Annotated in this window: 22 protein-coding genes; 9 read left to right on the top strand and 13 right to left on the bottom strand. The window is 33.6% G+C overall.

The features are described 5' to 3' along the window. Positions 1-11 precede the first annotated feature (11 nt). The 3 genes from DFQ02_RS03225 to DFQ02_RS03215 all read right to left on the bottom strand — a co-directional run bounded on the left by DFQ02_RS03225 (position 12) and on the right by DFQ02_RS03215 (position 4,475). Positions 12-2,357, bottom strand: a complete 2,346-nt coding sequence (locus tag DFQ02_RS03225) for a TonB-dependent receptor (protein ID WP_116039529.1) — start codon at positions 2,355-2,357, stop codon at positions 12-14. 14 nt (positions 2,358-2,371) lie between these two features. Beyond that, complete coding sequence (locus tag DFQ02_RS03220; RefSeq protein ID WP_116039528.1) at positions 2,372-3,184, bottom strand: CPBP family intramembrane glutamic endopeptidase; 813 nt, start codon at positions 3,182-3,184, stop codon at positions 2,372-2,374. A 166-nt stretch (positions 3,185-3,350) separates the two neighbouring features. Further along, a complete protein-coding gene (locus DFQ02_RS03215) occupies positions 3,351-4,475 on the bottom strand; it encodes a helix-turn-helix domain-containing protein (protein WP_116039527.1) in 1,125 nt (374 codons plus the stop codon). Between the two features lie 413 nt (positions 4,476-4,888). Between DFQ02_RS03215 and DFQ02_RS03210 the strand changes: the two genes are divergently transcribed. The 3 genes from DFQ02_RS03210 to DFQ02_RS03200 all read left to right on the top strand — a co-directional run bounded on the left by DFQ02_RS03210 (position 4,889) and on the right by DFQ02_RS03200 (position 6,330). Beyond that, on the top strand, positions 4,889-5,515 hold the full coding sequence (locus DFQ02_RS03210; RefSeq protein WP_116039526.1) for a Crp/Fnr family transcriptional regulator: 627 nt from the start codon (positions 4,889-4,891) through the stop codon (positions 5,513-5,515). A 79-nt stretch (positions 5,516-5,594) separates the two neighbouring features. After that, on the top strand, positions 5,595-5,807 hold the full coding sequence (locus DFQ02_RS03205) for a YgaP family membrane protein (protein ID WP_116039678.1): 213 nt from the start codon (positions 5,595-5,597) through the stop codon (positions 5,805-5,807). Positions 5,808-5,955: 148 nt separating this feature from the next. Next, complete coding sequence (locus DFQ02_RS03200; RefSeq protein ID WP_116039525.1) at positions 5,956-6,330, top strand: hypothetical protein; 375 nt, start codon at positions 5,956-5,958, stop codon at positions 6,328-6,330. A gap of 13 nt (positions 6,331-6,343) precedes the next feature. Here DFQ02_RS03200 and DFQ02_RS03195 read toward each other — a convergent pair whose 3' ends face one another. Next, the gene (locus DFQ02_RS03195) at positions 6,344-7,138 is read right to left on the bottom strand and encodes a universal stress protein (RefSeq protein ID WP_116039524.1); all 795 of its coding nucleotides are present in this window, start codon (positions 7,136-7,138) and stop codon (positions 6,344-6,346) included. 73 nt (positions 7,139-7,211) lie between these two features. On the opposite strand from DFQ02_RS03195, the gene DFQ02_RS03190 reads away from it, so the two are divergent. From DFQ02_RS03190 to DFQ02_RS03180, 4 genes are all read left to right on the top strand, one after another. Next, positions 7,212-8,546 carry an MATE family efflux transporter gene (locus DFQ02_RS03190; RefSeq protein ID WP_116039677.1) on the top strand — a complete coding sequence of 445 codons (1,335 nt, stop codon included), beginning with the start codon at positions 7,212-7,214 and terminating at the stop codon, positions 8,544-8,546. 36 nt (positions 8,547-8,582) lie between these two features. Further along, the gene (locus DFQ02_RS15105; RefSeq protein WP_181896338.1) at positions 8,583-8,759 is read left to right on the top strand and encodes a hypothetical protein; all 177 of its coding nucleotides are present in this window, start codon (positions 8,583-8,585) and stop codon (positions 8,757-8,759) included. Positions 8,760-8,866: 107 nt separating this feature from the next. Further along, entirely contained in the window at positions 8,867-9,322 is a 456-nt protein-coding gene (locus tag DFQ02_RS03185) for a 6-pyruvoyl trahydropterin synthase family protein (RefSeq protein WP_116039523.1), read from the top strand. 112 nt (positions 9,323-9,434) lie between these two features. Beyond that, positions 9,435-10,007, top strand: coding sequence for a uracil-DNA glycosylase family protein (locus tag DFQ02_RS03180; protein WP_116039522.1), 573 nt, complete (start codon positions 9,435-9,437; stop codon positions 10,005-10,007). A 46-nt stretch (positions 10,008-10,053) separates the two neighbouring features. Here DFQ02_RS03180 and DFQ02_RS15035 read toward each other — a convergent pair whose 3' ends face one another. Together DFQ02_RS15035 and DFQ02_RS03175 are read right to left on the bottom strand one after the other, a co-directional pair. Next, positions 10,054-10,269, bottom strand: a complete 216-nt coding sequence (locus DFQ02_RS15035) for a hypothetical protein (RefSeq protein ID WP_147297724.1) — start codon at positions 10,267-10,269, stop codon at positions 10,054-10,056. Positions 10,270-10,287: 18 nt separating this feature from the next. Beyond that, positions 10,288-10,878, bottom strand: coding sequence for a carboxymuconolactone decarboxylase family protein (locus DFQ02_RS03175; protein WP_116039521.1), 591 nt, complete (start codon positions 10,876-10,878; stop codon positions 10,288-10,290). 56 nt (positions 10,879-10,934) lie between these two features. Between DFQ02_RS03175 and DFQ02_RS03170 the strand changes: the two genes are divergently transcribed. Together DFQ02_RS03170 and recJ are read left to right on the top strand one after the other, a co-directional pair. Then, positions 10,935-11,363: an OsmC family protein gene (locus DFQ02_RS03170; protein WP_116039520.1), complete on the top strand. Its 429-nt coding sequence runs from the start codon at positions 10,935-10,937 to the stop codon at positions 11,361-11,363. Between the two features lie 55 nt (positions 11,364-11,418). Further along, positions 11,419-13,110: a single-stranded-DNA-specific exonuclease RecJ gene (recJ, locus tag DFQ02_RS03165; RefSeq protein WP_116039519.1), complete on the top strand. Its 1,692-nt coding sequence runs from the start codon at positions 11,419-11,421 to the stop codon at positions 13,108-13,110. On the opposite strand, the gene DFQ02_RS03160 is transcribed toward recJ, so the two are convergent. From DFQ02_RS03160 to DFQ02_RS03130, 7 genes are all read right to left on the bottom strand, one after another. Next, a complete protein-coding gene (locus tag DFQ02_RS03160) occupies positions 13,107-13,859 on the bottom strand; it encodes a sulfite exporter TauE/SafE family protein (RefSeq protein ID WP_116039518.1) in 753 nt (250 codons plus the stop codon). The two genes, recJ and DFQ02_RS03160, sit on opposite strands and share 4 nt — an antisense overlap. A gap of 19 nt (positions 13,860-13,878) precedes the next feature. Further along, positions 13,879-14,634, bottom strand: coding sequence for a UDP-2,3-diacylglucosamine diphosphatase (locus tag DFQ02_RS03155; protein ID WP_116039517.1), 756 nt, complete (start codon positions 14,632-14,634; stop codon positions 13,879-13,881). Between the two features lie 173 nt (positions 14,635-14,807). Further along, positions 14,808-16,187 (bottom strand): magnesium transporter, encoded by a 1,380-nt coding sequence (mgtE, locus tag DFQ02_RS03150; protein WP_181896337.1) that lies wholly within the window; start codon positions 16,185-16,187, stop codon positions 14,808-14,810. An 18-nt stretch (positions 16,188-16,205) separates the two neighbouring features. Continuing rightward, positions 16,206-17,000: a 16S rRNA (adenine(1518)-N(6)/adenine(1519)-N(6))-dimethyltransferase RsmA gene (gene rsmA, locus DFQ02_RS03145; RefSeq protein ID WP_116039516.1), complete on the bottom strand. Its 795-nt coding sequence runs from the start codon at positions 16,998-17,000 to the stop codon at positions 16,206-16,208. Between the two features lie 16 nt (positions 17,001-17,016). Continuing rightward, complete coding sequence (locus DFQ02_RS03140; protein ID WP_116039515.1) at positions 17,017-17,448, bottom strand: GNAT family N-acetyltransferase; 432 nt, start codon at positions 17,446-17,448, stop codon at positions 17,017-17,019. Between the two features lie 2 nt (positions 17,449-17,450). Then, positions 17,451-17,780 carry a DUF4286 family protein gene (locus tag DFQ02_RS03135; protein ID WP_116039514.1) on the bottom strand — a complete coding sequence of 110 codons (330 nt, stop codon included), beginning with the start codon at positions 17,778-17,780 and terminating at the stop codon, positions 17,451-17,453. A 36-nt stretch (positions 17,781-17,816) separates the two neighbouring features. Continuing rightward, positions 17,817-19,592, bottom strand: coding sequence for a tetratricopeptide repeat protein (locus tag DFQ02_RS03130; protein ID WP_116039513.1), 1,776 nt, complete (start codon positions 19,590-19,592; stop codon positions 17,817-17,819). Between the last annotated feature and the right edge of the window lie 107 nt (positions 19,593-19,699).

Genomic DNA, 19,699 nt, shown 5'->3' with positions numbered 1-19,699 from the left:
GGTTTTAAATATTAAAATTCAATTTTATAGCTTAAGCTAGGTATCATGATAGCACTGTATTCCTGTTCTACAGCTTGCAATGAGGTATTAAAAAGATTCTTGTCAAATTCTTCCGTTAAAGAACTATTGAAGACTTGTAATGACCAAATTGAAGCATGTTTAGGCTTATTCTTTCGGTATGAAAGAGTGAATGATGTAATTGGTGTGTTTCGATGTCTTTTTGAAAAAGAAATCTCTCCATTAGTTTCCCCATAAACCACATCTTGATTATTAATAGAACTTTGTAGGTCAATTGCCTCAACTCTATTTCCGCCTAAATAGTTGAATCTTACATTCGCATTTAAGGTGTTATTCTTATGTTCCCCTACTTGCCACTCTTTCCCTATTAAGGCATTCATAACAAAGTTTTTGTTATACCTAGTACTTCGTTCAATGCCGTCATTAGCGGTATATTTTGAATCAAAAACAGATGCCGTAAACAGATAGTACAATCCTTTGCTTAAATATTGTTCCAGTGTAAAATCAATACCTACATTTCTCCCCGTTCCTTTGCTTATTAATACCTCATTGAAAAACAGATTGTCTTCAACATTTAAGGTCGACACATAAGAATCTGGTGAAACAGGAACGTTAGTGAGTTTTTGATAATACGGCTCAATTGCAAGACTTACATTTTTGAATGGGGTTGAATTGTAAGACAAAACAAAATGATTGGATTTCATCAACTTTAGGTCTTTGTTTGGTTGATTGCCAAATTCATCTTTAATAAAATAGGTTTCCAAAGATTCAATCCTACTATGTAATCCGTAGGCTAAAGCCAAGTCATTTTTATTGTTCAGTTTATAACTTATAGCTACTCTCGGTTCGACAGTGACCTCCTTATTCAATTGGAAATACTGTGCATGTAATCCCGTGTTTAATGTGAACTTTGGTGATATTTTAAATCGAGATTGGCTATATAACTGAAAATGTAAGGACTGCCCTTTTTCGCTTATTATGTTTTCGAGGGTTGTGGTTGGTGTTTCCGTGTGATTAACATTCAGATTATATCCTAGGCTGTTAATATAAACACCTGTTTGATTATAATGATTATCACTGAAATATGTACTTAAACTAGATTGTAATGTTAGCTTATAACTGTCTTTTCTGGCATTGGAGACTTCACTTTCATTAAGGTTATCATCTAAATATTGTTCATCAAAGGATAGCCCTCTGCCTGAGAGTGCCAATGTAGAATTGAGTGAGGATTTTGAACCTACGCCAATCTTATGGCTTAACCCTGATGCAAAGAGGTATTGGGACAATTGTGAACGCTCTCTATCTTCTTTAGATTCCCATTCCTCAATATCAAGAGCTTCCGTATCAACACTATCATAGGCACCTATCCCCCAAAATGAAAATGTTCCAAAATTTTCAGTTGGTATTTTTATTTTATATGATAAATCCTGATACTTTAATATCCCAGCGTCATCTGGCAACAAAGAACCAATTAAGGCTAGTGTTGAGTATCTATAATTAAATAGGTAGGTAGAGTTATTTCCTTTTTTAAAAGGCCCTTCGGATGCGAAATCCAGACCTAGTATTCCCGCCTGAAAAGCATGTTCTCTTTCGGTTGAATTCCCAGAACGCATATTGATATCGAAAACTCCAGAGGTTGCATTACCGTATTCCGCTGGAAAAGCACCTGTATAGAAATCACTATTGTTCATAACATGACTGCTCATTGCTGTTAAAGCTCCTGTTCCCACTATATTCAAATCTGCAAAGTGATTGGGACTTGGGATTTCGACACCTTCAATGCGCCATAATAATCCAGCTGGAGAATTTCCTCTTATGGAAACACCATTACTCTTGATGGAAGGACTCGCAACCCCAGCAAAGGACGATGCTAAACGAGCTGGGTCATCAAGACCACCTGCATAACGATTGGTTTCCTCTACCGTAAACTGACGGCTGCTTACGGTTGCCAAACTATTTATCGGTTTATCCTTTTGTCTTATTGGAATTAATACGATTTCAGAAAGTTGTGTCGCTTGTTCCTTCAGTTCAATGTTAAGCACAACTTGTTTTCCAGAGCTTACCAAAATATCATTGATAAGTACTGTTTCATATCCCAACATCGACACTTTGAAGCTCTGTCGACCAACGGGCACGCTTTCCATAATGAAATGGCCCTCAAAATCAACAATGGTTCCGATTTGTGGCTCAGAGTCGATGAGTACAATATTGGCTCCTATTGTTGGTCCTCCTGTGGTTAAATCCTTAACCGTTCCCCTTACTGTCTGCGTAATACTCTGTGAAAATGAAAGACCGCAAATACTTACTACGCAGACTAATGTTACTATTACTTGTTTCATGATTTGATAGTTTTTTAGTTGAAAAAGAAATTTTTGTCGTTATAAATGACATAGCCAGCAAAAGCAGTCAACAGACAAGTCTGAAACACCTTACTCATGGGGTGAGTTGCAAAAACCTCATTAAAGTAGCCCGCTGCTATGTGAAAAATTATAGGTAGAATGATGTTTCGGTTGGCCTTGTAGTAAATCCAATTCATTATGATTACGAAAGGGAAAAGACTCACTAAGAAATTCAGTGAATATATCCAGCCATCCTCCATCAGATTACTATGGTAGTAATCTTTAATACTTGCCAAAGGAAAATGCCATATACCCCAAAAAAGGGCAAACAACATGGAAGTTTTAAAAAGATTGAGCCTAGCTCGTAAACAGTCCGTTCCATAAGAATGCCATGCCAATTCTTCTATTAGCGGTGCAATGATGAGCATAAACCATACAGGAAACACGCCAGATGTAAAAGAGAATGATTGAGCCAGTTGAAATTGCTCTAAACTGTAGCCAAACAAAAGGGAAATGCCTTGTGCCAATAAAATGCTTATCGGCATTAACAAAAATGCGAGAACAATATAAGTGCTTCTGATTCCTTTGAAATTAAAGAATCGTTGCTTTAAATCTGAAAGCAAGGCTCTATTATTTCTTGAAATAAATAGTGCAATTCCAACGGGTGCCAAAAGACCTATAAATGCCAAAATACTTGCTGATTGCTGGGGTATTATATTACTTGAGTCTATATGACTAACATAACCAGCAATTAACCAAAACATCCAAGGAATGACCACAGATAAACCGTAAAATAATGTCGCTTGATGATACATTTTGAAGTCCATAACTTCTGCTTTTGAAATAATTCTGGTGCAAATATTTATCAAAAACAAAGGCGCATCGCCCCGACGTGAACGTCTGAACTTTTTTTAAAGTCTAATCCTATACGATTGGACTACTTAATAGTAAATTAATTAGCTTTAAATCTTCGAAAGAGCCTTTTTTGAGTCACTATTTTTTCAACTTGGAAATGTACTGGGAAGGTGTAAGAGACTTGAATTTCTTAAAAACGGTATTAAAAGTGGATTTGGAATTAAACCCTGAATCATAGGCGATACCCAACAAACTAAAACTAGTGTCCCTTTGGGCCTTTAGTATAAACTCTTCAACTCTATACTTATTTATAAAATCATGAAAATTAACCTCTTCATACTGATTTATAATCTGAGACAAATGATTCGTTGAAAGCGATAGTTCCTCAGCGAGCTCACTGATAGTGAGCTTATTGTTTAGATATGGTTTCTCTCTTTCCATGAAGTCCAATAATTCTTGATGCTTATTGTTGGCAACCTCAACTTTAAGGCTGGATTTTTTATACTCACTTTCTGTTTTAACAAGCTCCCTTTCCTTAATGTTCGTACTAGTAAATAAATCTTGCTGTCTTATTCCTGAATAACCGACAAAAACTATGAAACCAACTAAGACCGAATAGAATAAAATATCAGCATTAAAAGGAAATTGGAAACCAATAACTTCTCTTAAAACAGATACAATAGTTCCTACTATAAAAAATAAGCCTATGCCAATAATAGTATATCGTAACCATTTTAAATTGATTCGTGTCGTATCTGAAAAATTCTCTTTTACTACTTTTTCTCTTTTTACAAGATTTCTATATGCCAAAATTGTATAGGTTATTCCAGAGATTATGAACCCTACAAGCATAATGGTTGCCAATGTGCCATTATAGTCATCAATAGTCCCTTGATAAACTTGAACTTTTTCATTTGCCGAATAGAAAAAAAAGAAATGGGACATTAGTGAATAAGACATTAAAGTAGGTGCAAAATGTAGATAGTCAATTTTTCTTAATCTTGATTCACTTTTAATGGAGTATAAAACATACAAGTATAAAAATGGGCCGTACAAAAAAGGCAATGGAGCCGTTACACCTGTAAGGTTTGGATAGATTTCCCAATAGCCTTTATAGAACAAGAAATAACCTGTTAAATGGATTCCAATAACAAATAACCAAACGGCCAAAAGATTGTCCGTTAGGACTTTGTTTCTTTTAGAGAACAAAAGAATTCCTAAAAAAATGGATAAAACTATGCCTATGTTTAAAACGAAACTCAACTTTTACCGATAATGATATCTAAGGCTAAAGATAATAATAAAAGACTCATTTTGAGGTCGTCCATTTTTATAAAATTAAAAAATAAAAGGGTTAAAAAACCCACCACCATAGTCCATCACTACTATAAACCTGCTTTTTAAAAACCTTGAAAACCCTTGTTATTAAAGGGGTGCGGGAGATTGAAGATTTTGATTTTTCCCGTCTGCCAGTCAAGCGCTCTAGCCAGCTGAGCTACATCCCCAATTTTTGGATTATGCAAATGTATATATTTTCTGCATAACATATACAATCTTTTTTATTACCTGTACGCTATAATTAAACTAACTCTTACAAGGTTATTAATTAGTTTTAAATATCTCATTTGTAAACCTTAATTTTAAAAGTTATAAATTTCATTCTAAAAATTTATTAAATGGATTTCGACAAAAGTGTATTGTCTTTTTTAAAGGCAGATTTAATTGATAAAATTTTAAAAGAATCAACAATTAAGGAATTTAAAAAAGGAACTGAAATCTTAAGAGAAGCTCAATATGTAAAAGTTTTACCAATAGTTATTGAGGGTCTTTTAAAAGTATATTCAAGATTTGATGAAAAAGAATTATTGCTTTACTACATAGAACCTTCACAAAGCTGTGTTATGACATTCTATGCTGCATTAAAAAATACACCCAGCAAAGTATTTGCAACTACAGAAGAAGATTCTAAAATAATCTTAATTCCCGTGCATTTACTGCCTAATTGGCTAAGAGAATACCCTAAGTTTAATGAACTGTTCTATAATCAATTTAACCTAAGGTATTCAGAACTTCTAGATACAATTGGTCACTTATTATTAGACAAAATGGATAAACGGCTTTATGATCATTTGAAAAAAAAATTACAATTAATACAGGGAGATTCAATTAAAATGAGTCATAGTCAAATAGCTAACGAACTAGGTACTGCTAGAGAAGTCATTACAAGAGTATTGAAAAAACTTGAAACAGATGAAAAAGTTATTCAAAAAGCTGGTGAAATAAAAATTATTGGAGAGTGGTGACCAGAGTCACCGCTTAAAAGCTGATTAGTAATTACTTTTGTACTTGCAACGAAGTAATAACATTCAAAAATTAATAATTATGAAAAAAAATATGGGAGCAACTGATAAAGCGTTTAGAATTTTAGTTGCTATAATTGTTGGTATACTATATTTCAATGATATCATATCTGGAACTCTAGGAATTATTTTACTTATTGTATCAGGTATTTTTATTTTAACTAGTATAATAAGTTTTTGCCCACTTTATGCACCTTTCAAAATAAGCACTTGTAAAATAAAAGAAAACAAGTAGCATTAATTTTAACTTAACTAACGATTATTAGTATTTAAATGATGATTGGGATTTTATTTCTCAATCAAGCAATGAGATTGAGTTAGTTGATATTAGCGATGAAAACGGGTACATAGATTATTTAACCTTTAAGAAGAATCAAATTTTGATGGAATATTTTAGGGAGCTTAAAATAAATAAATCAGAACAAGATTTACATCAACAATTAACACTTGCGAATCTGGGTAAGTTCTGTACTGAAATTTTTAATCTGGAAGATCCTAGTAAAACTGAATCTCAAATTGGTGGTATCTGGGGGGAGTTTACATTGAGCCGTAGTCAAATAAAAGGAGGTGTTCGTTTTGCGCTTCTTGAATGCCCCAATGCCTTGTGTTGGACTATAACGACAGGACATCCACCAAACCCAGAATCTGTATTTATTCATCTAACCATAAATCGATTAGAAAAGGAAGAAGAATTTATTAAAGAAATAATAGATCTTTTGGATGATTTAGAACTTAATCTTAGGGGATTTTTACAGTAAGCTACAGGTTTATCTACTTCAGCTCACTCAAAACTAAAACAGGAATAGAACTATGAAAATCTTTTTTTAGAATGGTATTTTTTTCCCATTTTTTAGTAAAGAACCCACGTTTGCGCCTCACTACACATAACATATCTGGTTGGTGCGATTGAAAATGCTCCAAGACCCCTTGAAAAGTTGTAGCATTTTCAGTTTGTGTTGTATTCCTTACCATAGTTTTTAATTCCTCATTAATGTTAAAATTCCCCTCTTTGTAATAAGGTGTTTTAACTAACAATAAATCTATCACTGCATTAAATTTGTTTTTAATGTTTTGTAAAGGTTGTAATACATTGTTCTTTTTGATGATAGCCGATTTGATAGCCATTAAAATATGGGTAGGTTTAGAAAACTTAAAGCCTTCTGGCACTATTAATGCAGGAACTTCCATTTGCTTTATAATTTTACCAGATGTTTTACCCAAATACACTTCATCTTTAATGGAGTTTGTCCTTGGTTCTACCAATACTAAATCTACATCAGCCGCTTTACATGCTAATTCTAAGGTATCAATTAAATCTCCTTTCAAGGTTTTTACTATCACATCAACATTCCTGGTATCAATCTGTGATACCAATTCATTTAAAAACTCTAAACTTTCGCGTTCAATAATGTGATCAACATTCAACATAGTTCCTGCCTTTGTATAAACATTGTAAACTTGAACAATAAATAATTTAGCTCCAAAGGCTTCTGCAAAATCTATGGCATATTGTAAATGACTAAGAGCATTTTTTGAGGACCCTACAGGCACCAGAATATTCTTCATAAATGGAAAGTTTAGTAGTTAAATTTACAATAAATTTGCAGCAAAAATAAGTATAAAACCTAATTGATTGGTTTTGAAAAATACCATTAGTTTAAAATATATTAACAAACTTGCTATTCCTGCATTGATTTCAGGTATCACAGAGCCAATATTATCAATTACTGATACGGCCATTGTAGGAAATATACCTATAAATGCCGTAGAATCTTTAGCCGCTGTAGGTATTGTAGGTACGTTTATGTCTATGCTTATTTGGGTATTGGGTCAAACCCGAAGTGCCATCTCATCTATTGTTTCGCAATATGTAGGAGCTAATAATTTAGGAGCAGTACAAAACCTTCCGGCTCAAGCTATTTTTATTGTTACTTCAATAAGCATTCTAATCATTATAAGCACTTATCCGTTTGCTTCACAAATATTTAAGCTTTATAATGCCTCTAGTTTAATTTTAGATTATAGTGTTGCCTATTACCAAATTCGTGTTTTCGGGTTTCCGTTTACCTTATTTACTATGGCTGTTTTTGGAACCTTTCGTGGTTTACAGAATACCTATCACCCCATGATTATAGCTACTATAGGGGCATTATCTAATATTGTTTTAGATTTCATTCTAGTATATGGCATAACAGGTTTTATTGAACCTATGCATATCAAAGGAGCTGCCTACGCCAGTGTAATTGCTCAAGTTTTAATGGCTGCTTTTTCGGTATACTTTTTATTAAAAAAAACGCCCATTTCGCTAAAGCCAAATTTCCCTTTTAATAGCGAGATAAATCGTTTTATACTCAGGGTGCTCAACTTATTTATTAGAACATTGGCTTTGAATATTACCCTATATTTTGCCACCCGATTTGCTACCGGCTACGGGAAAACCTATATTGCAGCCTATACTATTGCTATTAACCTTTGGTTTTTAGGTGCTTTTATGATTGACGGATATTCCAGTGCTGGCAATATACTTTCAGGGAAACTCTATGGTGCGAAAGACTATAAATTGTTGGTAGAACTAAATAAAAAACTTATTAAAATAGGTGTTCTGGTTGGGGTTCTCTTAGCAATTATAGGGTTAATAATTTACAAACCCATTGGTTTATTGTTTACTAAAGAAATAGATGTTTTGAATCAATTTTATTCTGTTTTCTGGATTGTACTCATAATGCAACCCATTTGTGCTATCGCTTTTATTTTTGATGGTGTTTTTAAAGGTTTAGGTAAAATGAAATTACTTAGGAATGTTTTATTGTTATCAACATTTATCATATTTCTCCCTGTACTTTATGTGTTAGATTATTTCAATTTTAAACTGAATGGTATTTTTATTGCCCTCACTTTTTGGATGATTGCTAGAAGCCTTCCATTACTAATTAATTTTAGAAAACAATTTATACCGCTAGCTAAAAACTATTAACTTTGTAACTTGTGATACAGATTACACCTATCTAACATGGGCTTTTTAACCACTCTTTTTCAGCAGGTAGATATAGAAGAAAAAATTAAAAACGCTCCCGATAAAGGTTACGAAATAGGGGTGTTTATTGGCTCTATGATACCTTTTGTTATTTTGATAATACTTGCCTACGCCCTTTACAGATATAATAAAAAACGATTAGACAAAGAGTAACTCATGGATATATTAGGCTTTTTAACAGGCAACGGATTGTTTTTAATACTAGCCATAGTTTTAATAATAGTTTACATAGTAAATAGAAACCGAGGAAAACGTAGATAATGGGAAATAATATTAGAATTACCAAACAATTTTCTTTTGAAACGGGTCACGCCCTTTATGGTTATGACGGAAAATGTAAAAATGTTCACGGTCATAGTTACCGGTTGGATGTAACGGTTATTGGTAGACCAATATCTGATAAAAATAACGTGAAATACGGTATGGTCATTGATTTTGGTGACTTAAAAAAAATTGTTGAAGAAGAAATTGTTGATGTTTTTGACCATGCGACTGTATTCAATAAAAACACACCCCATATTGAACTTGCAAAAGAATTGGATGCACGCGGTCACAATATTCTTTTGGTAGATTATCAACCTACCAGCGAAATGATGGTTATTGATTTTGCTCAGAAAATTAAACCTCGTTTACCAGCAAACATCAAGCTTCATTCCCTTAAACTACAGGAAACTGCCACTAGTTTTGCTGAGTGGTTTGCTTATGATAATAATTAAGCTTCTGTTTATTGATAAATTATCTACTAGTTTAACAAACAACAGGGGATAGAGGGTTTGTTTGAGTTTATGATTAGATTAAATCTATTGAATGTAGGTCTTTAAGGTGTTTATGAAAAAGTTACTTAAAGACATAAAACAATGTGCCATATGTAATGCGCATTTGCCGTTGGGACCAAGACCTGTGGTCTCTGCACATACAGATTCTAAAATTGTTATTATCGGTCAAGCACCAGGAACTAAAGTACATATTTCTGGTATCCCTTGGGATGATGCTAGCGGTAAACAATTACGAAAGTGGTTAGCTGTTTCTGATGAAGATTTTTATGATGCAACCAAATTCGCCATCATCCCCATGGGGTTTTGTTATCCTGGAAAAGGAAAATCGGGCGATTTACCACCCAGACCAGAATGTGCTCCAAAATGGCACTCGCCACTGTTTAATGAGTTAAAAAATGTTGAGTTGATTATTTTAATTGGCATGTATGCTCAGAATTATTATTTGGGAAAAACAGCTAAAAAAAGCTTAACGGCTAGTGTTAAAAATTATACCGAATATTTACCAAAGTATTTCCCATTACCGCATCCATCCCCAAGAAATAGATTTTGGCTGACTAAAAACCCTTGGTTTGAAAATGATGTTTTACCTGAACTGAGATTAAGAATTAAAGGATTGCAAAATTAAAATCATCAATTTTATATGAGATTTTAATTTTTCAATTAGTGAAGGTTTAGTTATATGCTTGTAAATACTGAAAGTATTTCATAGCTTCTTGAGGGTTGGCTTTTACATCAATCCGTTTTAATTCGTCCTCATTTTCGTCAAGTTCAATTAAATAGTTGTTATCACCGTCTTCTAACATTCTCAAATAGAACTTTAAAGAACCATCTTCGTTATACAACTTCATAGCTTCAAAACTGTCGTAGTTAGAGGATATTTGTTCCATAAGAATTATATTGTAAGTTTATATATGCTTCCCCTTTTCCCAACCATGTTTACCTAAATACTTCTTACCACTTTCAACAGCACCATCTTCAATAGACGTTCCCATAGAATCATTCCAGCGGTTTAAATACCCGAATAAAGATATTACACCAAGCATTTCTACAATGTCACCTTCATCCCAATACTCATATAAACGGTTTTTAATGTTTTCATCTACAGCATTTGGTACTTGAGATGCTGCCAAACTAAAATCCAAAGCAACACGTTCAGCTTCGCTAAAAGCAGGATGTGTTTTGTATTCCCAAATATGATCTAATTGCTCTTGTTCAGCACCATAACGTTCTGCAGCACGTATGGCATGTGCTTGACAATATCTACAACCGGTTGCATTGCTACTCACCCAAGCTATCATACGTTTTAGGGCAGAAGTTACTCTGCCTTCATTGGCCATTACAGCTTTATTCAAATTAATAAAAGCCTTACTAATGGCAGGTCTTCGTTGCATTGTAAGGACTGAGTTTGGACAAAACCCAAGGGTTTCATTAAAGAATTCTGCTAATGCTTTGGTTTCTAAATCGTAGTCTGAAGATAAAGGTTCTACTAAAGCCATATATAATTTTTAAGTAGTATTTTTGGTATCTACAAGAAACAAAAATTTTCAAGAAAATGGGAGTAAAGGTTACTACAAAGTGGTTAGGTGATATAAAATTTGAAAGCACGAATCCTTCAGGGCATAATTTGTTTATTGATGCTGGTGAAGAAAGTGGCGGAAAAGGTGAAGGGTTTAGGCCTAAAGCGTTAATGCTTTCTGGTTTAGCAGGATGTTCTGGTATAGATGTAGCGGCTTTAATTAAAAAAATGAAGCTAAATGTTGACGATTTTACTATTGAAATTGATGCTAATTTAACTGAAGAGCACCCCAAATATTATGATAATGTATTAATGAGCTTTCATTTTTACGGTCCTGATTTAAATGAAAAGAAATTGCAGAGAGCTGTGGATTTATCTGTTGAAAAATACTGTGGTGTCATGGAAATGTTCCGTCAGTTTGCAGAGGTAATCGTTGAAACTCATTTTCATAATAAGAGAGCGTAAGAACCTACTTTATTTTAACTTCAAGTACTCATAAATATAGCTTAAAACTTATTAAATGCGTTGGACGTTAAAGCCAAAACCAGACTCGGCAAAAGTTAAACACTTACAAAAAGCATTGCAGGTAAGTCAACCCATAGCCATGTTATTGGTACAACGTGGTATTGAAACTTTTGAGGAAGCTAAAACCTTTTTTAGACCAAGTTTAGATGACTTACATGATCCTTTCCTCATGAAGAATATGGATAAAGCAGTAGCTAGAATTGAAAAAGCTATTGCCAATCAAGAAAACATTTTGGTTTATGGCGATTATGATGTTGATGGGACTACTTCGGTAGCCTTAATGGCAAGCTATTTAAAAACTAAAACAGACAACGTAGCTACTTACATTCCAGATCGATATAAAGAGGGGTATGGTGTTTCATATAAGGGTATTGATTTTTCACATGATAATGATTTTACACTTATAATAGTTTTAGATTGTGGAATAAAGGCTATTGAAAAAGTAGCCTATGCTAAAAAACTTGGAATAGATTTTATTATTTGTGATCATCATAGACCTGGGAAAAAAATTCCTGAGGCCGTCGCGGTTTTAGATCCAAAACAAGAGAGCTGTAATTATCCTTATAAAGAGTTGTGTGGTTGTGGAGTTGGTTTTAAATTGGTTCAAGCACTTGCTGAAAAAGACGGACAAACCGCTGAGGATTTATTACCTTATTTAGACTTGGTGGCTACTGCTATTGGAGCTGATATTGTACCTATTGATGGAGAAAACAGAGTGTTGGCATATTTTGGTTTACAAGTTATTAATTCGAATCCAAGACCAGGAATCAAAGCCATTCTTCAGCAAGTTGAAAAGAACCAATTAACCATAACCGATGTAGTTTTTATCGTAGCTCCAAGAATTAATGCTGCAGGACGAATGAAACACGGTAATTTTGCCGTGGCTTTATTGGTGGAGGAGGAATATACTCTTGCTAAAGAGCATGCAAAAGACATTGAAACGTATAATTATGATAGAAGAGAAACCGATAAACAAGTTACAGAAGAAGCTCTTAGGCAAATTGAAGACCAAAAGGAACAAAAGCGATTTACCACTGTTGTTTATGATGAAACTTGGCATAAAGGCGTTATTGGTATTGTGGCTTCTAGATTAACGGAAACCTATTATAGACCCACATTGGTTTTCACTAAAAGCGGTAATACATTGTCGGCTTCGGCGAGATCTGTAAGTGGTTTTGATATTTATAATGCTATTGAAGCTTGTAGTGAGCATATCGAGCAATTTGGAGGTCATAAATATGCTGCAGGTTTAACACTTAAAGAAGAAAATTACAAAGCCTTTAAAGATGCTTTTGAAAGTGCTGTGGCACAAACCATTGACAAGAACCTTTTAGTTCCTGAAGTGAAGGTTGATGTTCAAATTAACTTAAACGATATTACTCCCAAGTTCTACAGAATTTTAAAACAGTTTGTGCCATACGGCCCAAGCAATATGACGCCTGTTTTCATGACTGAAGGTTTAAAAGATACCGGTTATGGTAAATGCGTTGGCGACGATAAAACGCATTTAAGAATTACCGTTTCTCAATCTGATTCGAATAATTTTGTGGGGATAGGTTTTGGTATGGGCGATAAATTTGATATAATAAAAGACCAAAAACCTTTTAAAGCGGTCTATTCCATTGATGAAAATGAATGGCAGGGAAATATTTCGCTTCAGCTTAAATTAAGAGATATTAAAGCTTAGAAAAACCAAAGTTTCACAGACATAATTATTATCATGACCACTAAAAAAGATTTGATAAAATTATCTCCCTTTTTAACAGATAGTCTACTTCCAAACCAAGCGCCAATACCATTTCCAGCGGCTAAAATTAGGCCAACTTTCCAATCAACTTTGTCATTTATAATAAACACAATTAAGGCAGACAGTGTATAAATAAAAACTACAACTACTTTGGTAGCGTTTACCCTAACTAGATTCATTTTATGGAAAAAATGAAGAAATATGATGATGATAAATCCTATGCCAGCATTGACAAACCCACCATAAATACCAATAAAGAAAAATACGGTAATTCCAACCCAAAGATGCTTCCCTGTTAAACGCTCTTGGAGTTCAGATGTTTTAATTTTGGGTTTAAAAATGATGATGAGAACCACAATTACCATGATAATTGCGAGTATCTTATTGAATGTTTCTCCTTTAATATCAATGGCAATATTAGCACCCAAAATGGCTCCGAAAATGGCCGATATTCCTAAATATATATTAAATGGAAATGTTGAAACACCTTTGCTTTTAAAACCTACTGTTGCCATAGCAGTTTGAAGCAAAATACCAACTCTATTGGTGCCATTTGCAACGCTAGGAGGTAAACCACAAAAAATAAGAATAGGAAGTGTTAGTAAAGAACCACCACCAGCAATGGTGTTAATAACCCCAACAGCAACTCCTGCTGCAAGTACTAATAAATAAAGGGTTGTTTCTTCCATATAAAATAGTATAGCTCTACTATTTGTATGCCTTTAGCTCCATAGTCTCACCATCAAAAACAGCATACGTATAATAACTAATCCAATCGCCTAAATTGATGTATTGTGCTTTTTTATTGAGGTTTATATTTAATGGTAAATGCCTATGCCCAAACACAAAATAATCACGATGTTTTTGCTCAAGCTTACGCTTGCAGTACTGAACTAACCATTCCTTGTCTTCACCTAAAAATTTTGCATCTTCATCACCAGAGATAAGTTTGTTTTTTACAGATAAATATTGTGCCAACTTAACACCTATGTCTGGATGTAGCCAACGGAATAACCACTTGCAAAATTTATTGGTAAACACTTTTTTCATACGTTTGTATCCTTTGTCTCCAGGGCCCAAACCATCACCATGACCAATAAAAAAAGTTTTATTGTTAAAAGTAAATTCCTTAGGGTTGTAATACAAAGGAATATTAAGCTCTTCTTCAAAATACCCGTTCATCCAAAGGTCATGATTGCCAACAAAATAGTGAATGGGAATACCTGAATCACTTATTTCAGCCAATTTACCTAGGGTGCGGGTAAAGCCTTTAGGGACAACGCGTTTGTAGTCCATCCAAAAGTCGAACAAATCACCTAAAAGGAAAATAACGGCAGCATCTTTTTTTATGTCATCCAACCAAGCCACAAACTTTTTTTCACGTGGTAAAGACGCGTCTCTTGTTGGTGCTCCTAAATGATTATCTGAAGCGAAGTATATTTTTTTTCCTTTTGGAATTTGCATAGGTAAATATAGGTTTTTTTAGCTATAAGATGGAAGACTGAAGTTAGAAGTAACGTTGCTATAAATTAAAACTTTATCTGTTCATTAAATTGCGTTAGCGATTGAAGTGAAAATCCTTTTGTTTTACAAAAGATTGTAACGGAAAGCGCGACCTGAAAGGGAACGCCCAAAAATTAAATCCCAAGAATGAGTTTGGCAATCCAGAAATAAAGTAATATTCCTAGAATATCATTGCTTGTGGTTATAAATGGCCCTGTTGCAATAGCAGGATCAATACCTCTTTTATTCAAGAACAGTGGCACAAAAGTGCCTATTAGGCCAGCTACTATGATAACAGCAACAAGCGAAACAGAGATGGCTATTGCTAAATCTAGCCTACTTTCAAATAGATAAACAAATAAAAATAAGAAAATGGCAAGTACTAATCCGTTGAGTGCTGCTAAAAGCATTTCTTTAAAAAGACGACTATTGACGCTTCCTCTGACTTCATCATTAGCTAAACCTTGGACAATGATGGCGCTAGACTGTACCCCTACATTACCCGCCATGGCTGCTATTAAAGGTGTGAAAAAGAATAGTATGACGGCTTTTTCTACAAATAATCCCTTGAAACCTTCCATAATTAAAAAGGCGCCAACACCTCCAACTAAACCAAGAAATAACCAAGGTAAACGTGCTTTGGTGAGTTCAAAAATACTATCATCAGAATCTACATCACCAGTAATACCTGCCGCCATTTGATAATCTCTTTCGGCTTCTTCCTTCATAACATCAACAATATCATCAATGGTTATTCTACCTAGCAGCACTTTATTATCATCACTTTGAATTACTGGAATAGCCTCTAAATCGTATTTTGCCATTAGTCTTGCAACCTCTTCAATATCCTCATTAACGTTAACAAAATCTACATTGTCTTTTGCTATTTCTCCTATTTTTTGATCACTTTTGGCAACAATTAAATCTTTTAAAGACAACCTTCCCACAAGCTTTTCTTCCTTGGAAACAACATAGATAGAATGAACTCGAGTAACTTCTTTGGCTTGCCCTCTAATTCTACGAAGGCAACCAGCTACGGTCCAGGTTTCATAAACTTTTACTAGCTCCTTAGCCATTAACGCACCTGCAGTACCTTCTTCGTAAGCTAAAAGTTCTCTAATTTCAGCTTTGTGCTCTTCGTCTTCTATGTTTGAAATTACTTCCTGTTGGCGTTCCTCAGGAAGTTCACTAATCATATCTGCTGCATCATCAGTATCAAGTTCTTCAACCTCTTCTGCAATTTCTTTAGCCGATAAATTTCTTAAAACCTTTTCACGGTTGTCCTCATCGAGCTCCATCAGGATGTCTGATGTCGTTTCTGAGTCTAAAAGCTTTATAACATAAATAGCCTCTTCTAAATCAAGTTCATCTAGAATTTCGGCAATATCGGCATAGTGAAACTCCTTTAAGAGTTTTTGAAGTTCTTTGTCTTTTTGTTCTTCAACTAAAACCTCTACTTGCTCAATGAGTTCATTGGTAAGCTCAAATTGTATGTTCTCTTTTTCCTCAGACAAATTGAAAGCGTTAATTGGTTACGCATCATTTTCAATTAATGTGGTGAGTTCTATAAACTCTGAGACACTTAATTGTTCTGGACGCATGCCAAATATACTATTTGCTTTTAAATTATCTGACAAATTGAATGTTTTTAAACTGTTACGAAGTGTTTTCCGGCGTTGTTGAAACCCCTGTTTAACTACTTTAAAGAACAATTTTTCATCACAGGGTAATGTAAAATCTTCCTTTCTAGTCAATCTTAAAACACCAGAATCTACTTTTGGCGGTGGATTGAAAACCGATGGTGGTACTGTAAATAAATATTCAGCATGATAAAATGCCTGAGTTAAAACCGATAAAATACCATAAACTTTATTCCCTTCTTTTGAACAAATACGTTGCGCTACTTCTTTTTGAAACATACCCGTAAACTCAGGTATTTGTTTACGCATTTCTAAAGCCTTAAAAACTATTTGTGATGAAATATTGTAAGGGAAATTACCTGTTATAGCAAAAGGGTCATTACCAAAAACAGTTGTTACATCGAATTTTAAAAAATCTTGTTCTATTATTCTGGGAGCTAACTTGAGGTAATTGGCTTTTAGATACTCCACCGATTCGGTATCAATTTCAATGACGTAGGTTTCAATATCTTTTTCTAATAGATATTTGGTGAGAACCCCCATTCCTGGTCCAATTTCTAAAATTTTTTTATAGCCGATTAAGGTAAGCGTGTCTCCAATCTTTTGGGCAATGTTTTCGTCTTTTAAAAAATGTTGCCCTAAATGTTTTTTGGCTTTTACTTGATGTTGATTGGAATTATTACCCACGAATTATTGATTCAATTTATTTGTTGTTAAAATACCTATAAACGTTGGTTATTCTTTTTTGAAACCCTAATTTTTGATAGAGTTTGTTGGCAGCAACGCGCTCTGGACTTGATGTTAAATCTATTTTAGATATACCCTTCTCTAAAGCGTAATCTACTGCAAATTGCGTTAATAGTTTGCCAACACCTTTACCTCTTGCATTTTCACTTACAACAACATCTTCAATCCAAGCTTTCTCACCGGTGGGAATTTTGTTAAAAATCAAAGTTAAGGTTCCTAAAATAGTATCACCTTCTTTCACAACAAAAAGTTTTGTATTGCCAGAATTAATAATAGTCTCTAAATCTTTTTTGGAAGGTACCGGACTTGACGAAGATAACTGAGGGATTAAATTGTTAAAAGCATTCAAAACGTCATCATCGATACTTTCTAATGCTGTTATAGTCATCTTTAATTAGGATTAATATTCACAAAGTATTCATCAATCATTTCTAGTTCTGTTCTAAAAGCTAACATTTTATCTGCAAACCTTTTAAACCCATCCGCTCTGAGTCTTTCAGCATCTTCACGATAATAAGCATCTAAAGCTTCACGTGAATAGGCTCTGTACTGAATAGAGTAGGTAATACCCCCTGTTTCTTCCTCTACTAATACTCTAGTTAAGGTAGCTTTATCAAACTTTCCGGTTCCTAAAACTTGGGGGATATGTTCTTTAATCCACAAAAGCCATTCTTCATGAATGGATTGATCAATATTTGCCGTAACATTGTAAATTATCATTATAAATTCTGTTTCTGAATTATTTATTGAGATTCTTTAGTTTAAGGCATCCCCCCTTAAAGCTCTATATCTTTTCCTAGCTTCTACAAAGTAAATACTATCGGCGTGATTAAAAATAATCTGCTCGTATAATTCTTTTGCTTTTTCTGGTTCTTCCAAATATTTTTCAAACAAAAGACCCAAATTAAAATAAGCGTCATCTGCTAAAATACCATCTCTAAAATTGGCAATTATATTTTCATAATTGGTTTTGACCATAAGAAACTGAGACTTCTGTTGAAATAATTGCGCTTGTTTAAATAATGCCTGAGCCACAATGGGTTCTGTTTTATGTTCATTCAATATTATATCTAGCAATGAGATGGCTTCCTCTTTTTTATTTTGAAACGCCAATAAATCTGCTTTTGAATATAGTTTTAAGGCTGTTTGCAATGAGTCTTCATATTTATTATCTGATATCAACAATTTTAAATCCAGAGCGTCATTGGCAATTAATTGCGAAGTAGATGATTTTAATATTTTTAACTGTGATTCTGCCCATTTAAAATCGCCTTTGTAATAACTGGCTTTTGCAACTCTAAATCTAGCTTCTTGAGAGATGGTACTATTTTTTAAATTTCTTTGAATTTGTGTGTAGTAGATTAATGCTTGATTGAATTTTTCTTGCAAAACCAGAATATCGCCTAATTCTAACTTTACTTGAGCCTTTAGCAGTTCTGATAGGGGTAATTCTAAGGTTTTTTCTAGAAACTTAGTGGCCTCATTTGTTTTACCCATATAAAATGCCAAAAAATGCCCGTAGGCTATTTGTAGTTTTAGTGTTTGTGAAAAGGTTCCAAATTCTTCAAATAGTTTTTTGTATTTCTCATTTATAAGGATATAATCCTTTTCAGAGCTTTCATAAGTTTCAATTTGAATTAAATTATAATGGGCATTAAGCTTAGTTTCTAAATCTTGTGCTTTATTAACTATATAATTGAAAATTTCTTTAGCAACATCGTTTTTATTTTCATCTGTTGCAATTAGTGCTAATTCTTGTATTCTATCTAAACTTATGGGTTGCCTATTAAAAATAGCTTTTTCTTGAATGAATGCTTTGGTAAAATCCTTTTGTTGGATAAACAACCAACTCAACATTTGATTCCAAAGTAAGTTGGGTTGCTGCTGCATTTTTTTGAGCAACAACTTTCTTAACATTGCATTGTTTTCATCATCGCTACTATCAGATAAAAATCCATTTATTCTTCTTTTTATATCTGACAATGCCACTGGATTATATTCTGCAAAGTTTAAATAACTATTAAACATTTTTTCAATATGGCCTTGTTCACCATAAAGTTGTGCCAGTTGTATATTAAAATTATAGTCTGGATTTAATCCCATACCTTTTTCATATGCTACTATGGCTTCATTTAAAAGCGAGTGGTTTTGAAAACTCCTAGCAATACTAAACACATTACTTGGCCGTTCATTGATACTTTCTAATGCTTTTTCATAATAAATATGAGCGTTTTGCAAATCGTTTTTAAGCTGGTAATTAAACCCAAGTTCTACGAAAAAGGCTGGATAATTTATTTTAGAAATAATCTTATTGATAAATGTTTCAGCTTCATCATATTGTTCTAGTTGCTGTTGTGAAGCAATAATTTGATTGATGTATGTGATATTTGAAGGACTTTGAGCATACAATTTTTTATATTCATATACTGCCTTTTCATAATCGCCCTTTTTAAAATAATCCATGGCCAAATTTGCGTCTTGTGCAAACAGGTTAACCGACAAACATAAGTATAGAACTAAAAAGGCTCTCATTTTGTAAATATAACAAATGTGCTTGCTTGCTTTAGTAAATATTATCATAAAAAATGCCCAGACAAATCTGGGCATTTCAACCAACCAAAAATAAATGTTCCATTAAC

Origin of the sequence: Seonamhaeicola aphaedonensis, from assembly GCF_003386195.1 — a bacterium.
Lineage (GTDB): Bacteria > Bacteroidota > Bacteroidia > Flavobacteriales > Flavobacteriaceae > Seonamhaeicola > Seonamhaeicola aphaedonensis.
This window is presented reverse-complemented; position numbering and strand designations above follow the sequence as displayed.

What these genes read in the sequence shown, in the direction of transcription:
- DFQ02_RS03225 (WP_116039529.1), bottom strand. Translation starts at nt 2,357, where the DNA reads ATGAAACAAGTAATAGTAACATTAGTCTGCGTAGTAAGTATTTGCGGT.
- DFQ02_RS03170 (WP_116039520.1), top strand. Translation starts at nt 10,935, where the DNA reads ATGGGAGTAAAGGTTACTACAAAGTGGTTAGGTGATATAAAATTTGAA.
- DFQ02_RS03220 (WP_116039528.1), bottom strand. Translation starts at nt 3,184, where the DNA reads ATGGACTTCAAAATGTATCATCAAGCGACATTATTTTACGGTTTATCT.
- DFQ02_RS15035 (WP_147297724.1), bottom strand. Translation starts at nt 10,269, where the DNA reads ATGGAACAAATATCCTCTAACTACGACAGTTTTGAAGCTATGAAGTTG.
- DFQ02_RS03200 (WP_116039525.1), top strand. Translation starts at nt 5,956, where the DNA reads ATGGAATATTTTAGGGAGCTTAAAATAAATAAATCAGAACAAGATTTA.
- DFQ02_RS03130 (WP_116039513.1), bottom strand. Translation starts at nt 19,592, where the DNA reads ATGAGAGCCTTTTTAGTTCTATACTTATGTTTGTCGGTTAACCTGTTT.
- DFQ02_RS03180 (WP_116039522.1), top strand. Translation starts at nt 9,435, where the DNA reads ATGAAAAAGTTACTTAAAGACATAAAACAATGTGCCATATGTAATGCG.
- DFQ02_RS03210 (WP_116039526.1), top strand. Translation starts at nt 4,889, where the DNA reads ATGGATTTCGACAAAAGTGTATTGTCTTTTTTAAAGGCAGATTTAATT.
- DFQ02_RS15105 (WP_181896338.1), top strand. Translation starts at nt 8,583, where the DNA reads ATGGGCTTTTTAACCACTCTTTTTCAGCAGGTAGATATAGAAGAAAAA.
- DFQ02_RS03195 (WP_116039524.1), bottom strand. Translation starts at nt 7,138, where the DNA reads ATGAAGAATATTCTGGTGCCTGTAGGGTCCTCAAAAAATGCTCTTAGT.
- DFQ02_RS03175 (WP_116039521.1), bottom strand. Translation starts at nt 10,878, where the DNA reads ATGGCTTTAGTAGAACCTTTATCTTCAGACTACGATTTAGAAACCAAA.
- DFQ02_RS03155 (WP_116039517.1), bottom strand. Translation starts at nt 14,634, where the DNA reads ATGCAAATTCCAAAAGGAAAAAAAATATACTTCGCTTCAGATAATCAT.
- DFQ02_RS03160 (WP_116039518.1), bottom strand. Translation starts at nt 13,859, where the DNA reads ATGGAAGAAACAACCCTTTATTTATTAGTACTTGCAGCAGGAGTTGCT.
- recJ (WP_116039519.1), top strand. Translation starts at nt 11,419, where the DNA reads ATGCGTTGGACGTTAAAGCCAAAACCAGACTCGGCAAAAGTTAAACAC.
- DFQ02_RS03140 (WP_116039515.1), bottom strand. Translation starts at nt 17,448, where the DNA reads ATGACTATAACAGCATTAGAAAGTATCGATGATGACGTTTTGAATGCT.
- DFQ02_RS03185 (WP_116039523.1), top strand. Translation starts at nt 8,867, where the DNA reads ATGGGAAATAATATTAGAATTACCAAACAATTTTCTTTTGAAACGGGT.
- DFQ02_RS03205 (WP_116039678.1), top strand. Translation starts at nt 5,595, where the DNA reads ATGAAAAAAAATATGGGAGCAACTGATAAAGCGTTTAGAATTTTAGTT.
- DFQ02_RS03135 (WP_116039514.1), bottom strand. Translation starts at nt 17,780, where the DNA reads ATGATAATTTACAATGTTACGGCAAATATTGATCAATCCATTCATGAA.